The sequence below is a fragment of the Bacteroidales bacterium genome (genome assembly GCA_018334875.1).
Classification (GTDB): Bacteria; Bacteroidota; Bacteroidia; order Bacteroidales; family UBA12077; genus JAGXLC01.
Genome location: JAGXLC010000409.1, coordinates 1 through 3,650 on the forward strand (window position 1 = coordinate 1; position 3,650 = coordinate 3,650).

A 3,650-nucleotide genomic window follows, 5' to 3' on the forward strand; every position below is an offset into this window, starting at 1 on the left:
AATTCTTCCCACGTATCCTATTTTATTTCATTCCTACGCAATTCCATAAACCAGGGTATACCTTATAATCCCGCGTTATTCGCGGGGCACTGAAAATCACCTATAACTGAAATTCCGAGAAGAGTAATCCACTAATCCTAATGAAACCTGCATTTAGCAATTAGTATTTCACCCTCACGGTATTTATAAATTAATCGGTGTTCATCATTTATTCGACGGGACCAAAATCCTTTGTATTTGTATTTCAAAGGTTCGGGTTTCCCAACGCCAGAATAGGGATGTCTGGCGATATCCTTAAGTAGTCTGTTTATCCTTTTGAGTATATTCTTGTCAGTTTTTTGCCAATACAAGTAGTCTTCCCAGGACTCATCTACAAATATATATTTCATGAGTCAAGCAAGTCTTTTTCAAATGACGAGCCTCGATTTAATTTTTCAATCGCGGAGTCCAGACGTTTTTCATTAGTCTTGGAGGACAATTCATGTTGGGTGGCATGAAGTGAATTATACTCATCTAATGACATGATCACGACTCCATTGTCTTTTCCTCGATTAATGATCAATGTCTCAAAGTTCTGGGTAACATCATCCAGATACTTTTTGATATTTTTCCTGAAATCAGATATCGTAGTTGTTAACATAGCGTTATAATTTTTTGTACATAATAATGTACAAATATAACGTTAAATTGCCACAATTTCATATCAATAGATTTACATTTTCTACCATCTGATTTATTTTTAATATCCCACGCAGCGTTTTGCTCATTCCCACCGTACAGAGTATCAAAAGAACAATCCATTTAAATCTTCTCCATTATGAAACATCTCAAATCAATTGCATTCGCAATACTTGCCATGATACCCATGTGCATGCAGGCACAGTATCGCTCGGACAGGCCGCTTGAAATGACTTTTGAGCAATCGGACTTTTTCTTTACCCCTTCGTTTTTAAATCCGATGGGTGCCGAACAATTTCAATCCGCTTCGGTGCTGACCTCGGATCATCCGCTTGTCGCGCTTGAACGCAACCCGGCCAATCTTTCGGATTTCGACCGCGATACACTTACTTCCAATTTCATGTACATTGACTTCAGGAACAACAGGGAGATTGTAAAAAGTGGATATCGCCATTATCCGGGGTATTATTCCGGTGGAATATACAGAGGCTGGGGATATTATCATACCACCAGCAGAAGTGAATTAAGACCCCTGGTACGTTTGGCTTATCTTACCCGGCTGCCTGTTTTAAACCGTTCGTTAACCCTGGGAGCAACGTACCAGTTAATCAGCCAGGCAGAGGAATATTATGCCATACCCCGCGGCATTTACCGTTACCTTGCCGGGAAGGATGCTGAGGGGGCAGCATTCAGCGGAACAGGTGACTACGATATAAAAGACCGATATTCTGCTTCGGACGATATGTATCATGAAGGGCATTCCATCAACGCTTTTCTCGGTTGGGAAGTGAACCCTTCCCTGAAATTGGGAATGAAAGCAGGAAGATTTATTTTCGGCCGTGAGGGCAGCCTGGGCAGCGAGAATCTCTGGAATCAGCGTATTGACTACCATTCTTACTGGAAATCATATAAAGACCGAATGCAGGACTATGGACACTGGGATTTTTCGCTGGGTCTGGATTATTCCTTTGATAAGGAAAACAGCCTGGGGTTTTACCTGGGACTGGTTACCGGAAATGTGCAGCAGGATAAAAACCAGGATGATGAGTCTGTATCAAAAAACGGAGAAAGAGGTAGCTCCAACTGGAGCGAGTATGAAAGCTGGTACACGTCTGATCAGAAATGGGACCACCATGGCAATACCATCTATGCAGGCCTGCAATGGAATAGAAACATCAGGGAAGATTTAATTTTCAGTACCTTACCGGTTAAATTCTTGCTTTTTTGGCAAAACTTGCCCGGTAAGGTACTATGGCAAAATTTATGAGGCATTTTCAAAAATAAAAATAATTGAAAAAGATCATGACCTTTATATAATTATGCCTCATAAATTTTGCTTGCTAATTTGGAAAAGCCAAAACGGAAACACATTAAATTCCTTGAAAGCATCCTGTTTGGTTTTGGCTTGTCCAAATTAGGTTGATGTATAATTATTCCCGTTTGTTCCAGGATCTGGATCTCAATTCATCCATAGAAAGCGAATCGGAAAATGAATACCATTATGAAAGCACCGACTATCTGCGTGAAAGTGAAGGCTATTCAGATATGCACGATTTCCGAAACGGAGGGGGTGACAGAACCATAAGCAAACATACGGTAAAATCGGCCATGAACTGGGACATACTGGATAACCAAAGCCTCCATGTGGGAATCATACTGGGGCAGCGCAAGCAATCCACCAAAACATCAGAAAAGGTGGATGCCTTTTCGGAAACCTACAGGTATTATCACAGAATAAGGGAGGAAGAGGAGTACACATCGGAATATTATTATAAAACCGTTGAAGATAAAACCATCCGTTGGAATTTCGATTCAAGGCAGCGTACCATTCAGATTCCGGTCATTTATGAATACGACATCAGCAAAAGTTTTGACCTGCTGGCAGGGATAAACCGTACCATGAATTTCTGGAAGATTGAAAATTCAACACTTGTTGTTGGTTCAAAATTATTTTGAATCAATCTAAATAAAATGTAATTTTGGGGATTCTGTTTGTAGTATAATAAAGGGATCAATCATACATATAAGGACGATTTCTGTTATGTGTCGTTATACGGAATGGTGTGCAGGGGTTGGTCATAATTAGAAGTATTTGAAAAATGCAGGCAAAATCTCTATGAAAAAATCTTTGGTTAAGATGAAACCGGGGGAAACGGGTACAATAACGGAAATTGAAGGAGGTATCGGAGTCCGGCATCATCTGGATTCATTGGGCATCAGAATAAATAAAAAAGTTGAAAAGGTGAGTCAGGTACTGATGAAGGGGCCGGTGACCATTAAGGTTGATAACTCAAAAATTGCCATTGGACGGGGAATGGCATCCAAAATATATGTGAACGCCGATTCGAAAGACGCTCAATAATGAGGATATTGCTTGCAGGAAATCCGAATGTGGGTAAGAGTGTTGTTTTTTCCCGGTTAACGGGCGCAAAGGTTATTGCTTCCAATTATCCGGGAACAACGGTTACCCTGACAAAAGGATTTATGCATTATGTAGATGAAACTGCCGAGATAATTGATCTGCCCGGCACCTACTCTTTACATGGCTCGGGAACGGATGAAAAGGTGGCGGTGGATATGATCTCGGAAATGACCGGGGATGATGTGCTGGTGAATGTACTTGATGCTACCAATCTTGAACGAAACCTGAACTTAACCTTTCAGCTTTTTGAGCAAAACATCCCGATGATCATCGCCCTGAACATGTGGGATGAAACAAAGCACCAGGGAATTTCCATAGACGTTGAAAAACTGGAACAATTACTGGGAGTTCCGGTCGTCCCAACTTCAGCGATCAGCGGTAAAGGGATTCTTCAACTCATAAAACGTTTACCCGAAGTACGGGCAAGATACCTGGCACCCTTATCAACGCATGAACGATGGGGGCAAATCGGAGATATCGTCTCCCAGGTTCAGGTGCTCGGACACAAACATCACACTTTCCTTGAACGGCTGGATGAACTTTCCTTAAA

Annotated in this window: 6 protein-coding genes; 4 read left to right on the forward strand and 2 right to left on the reverse strand. The window is 41.4% G+C overall.

Going from position 1 to position 3,650, the window contains the following annotated elements; translation table 11 throughout:
• Positions 1-137: 137 nt before the first annotated feature.
• Both KGY70_18920 and KGY70_18925 read right to left on the reverse strand, forming a co-directional pair.
• Positions 138-389: a Txe/YoeB family addiction module toxin gene (locus KGY70_18920; protein MBS3777276.1), complete on the reverse strand. Its 252-nt coding sequence runs from the start codon at positions 387-389 to the stop codon at positions 138-140.
• Positions 386-640 (reverse strand): type II toxin-antitoxin system Phd/YefM family antitoxin, encoded by a 255-nt coding sequence (locus tag KGY70_18925; protein MBS3777277.1) that lies wholly within the window; start codon positions 638-640, stop codon positions 386-388. The genes KGY70_18920 and KGY70_18925 overlap by 4 nt, the downstream gene beginning before the upstream one ends.
• 177 nt (positions 641-817) lie before the next feature.
• Between KGY70_18925 and KGY70_18930 the strand changes: the two genes are divergently transcribed.
• The 4 genes from KGY70_18930 to KGY70_18945 form a co-directional block, all read left to right on the forward strand.
• A complete protein-coding gene (locus tag KGY70_18930; GenBank protein ID MBS3777278.1) occupies positions 818-1,945 on the forward strand; it encodes a hypothetical protein in 1,128 nt (375 codons plus the stop codon).
• A 155-nt stretch (positions 1,946-2,100) separates the two neighbouring features.
• A complete protein-coding gene (locus KGY70_18935; protein ID MBS3777279.1) occupies positions 2,101-2,634 on the forward strand; it encodes a hypothetical protein in 534 nt (177 codons plus the stop codon).
• Positions 2,635-2,794: 160 nt separating this feature from the next.
• A complete protein-coding gene (locus tag KGY70_18940; protein MBS3777280.1) occupies positions 2,795-3,040 on the forward strand; it encodes a ferrous iron transport protein A in 246 nt (81 codons plus the stop codon).
• Positions 3,040-3,650 (forward strand): 50S ribosome-binding GTPase (locus KGY70_18945; GenBank protein MBS3777281.1); only part of this gene is annotated, 611 nt, incomplete at its 3' end. The genes KGY70_18940 and KGY70_18945, both read left to right, overlap by 1 nt.

Coding starts and splice junctions, on each gene's coding strand:
- KGY70_18920 (MBS3777276.1), bottom strand. CDS start 389: ATGAAATATATATTTGTAGATGAGTCCTGGGAAGACTACTTGTATTGG.
- KGY70_18930 (MBS3777278.1), top strand. CDS start 818: ATGAAACATCTCAAATCAATTGCATTCGCAATACTTGCCATGATACCC.
- KGY70_18925 (MBS3777277.1), bottom strand. CDS start 640: ATGTTAACAACTACGATATCTGATTTCAGGAAAAATATCAAAAAGTAT.
- KGY70_18935 (MBS3777279.1), top strand. CDS start 2,101: ATGTATAATTATTCCCGTTTGTTCCAGGATCTGGATCTCAATTCATCC.
- KGY70_18940 (MBS3777280.1), top strand. CDS start 2,795: ATGAAAAAATCTTTGGTTAAGATGAAACCGGGGGAAACGGGTACAATA.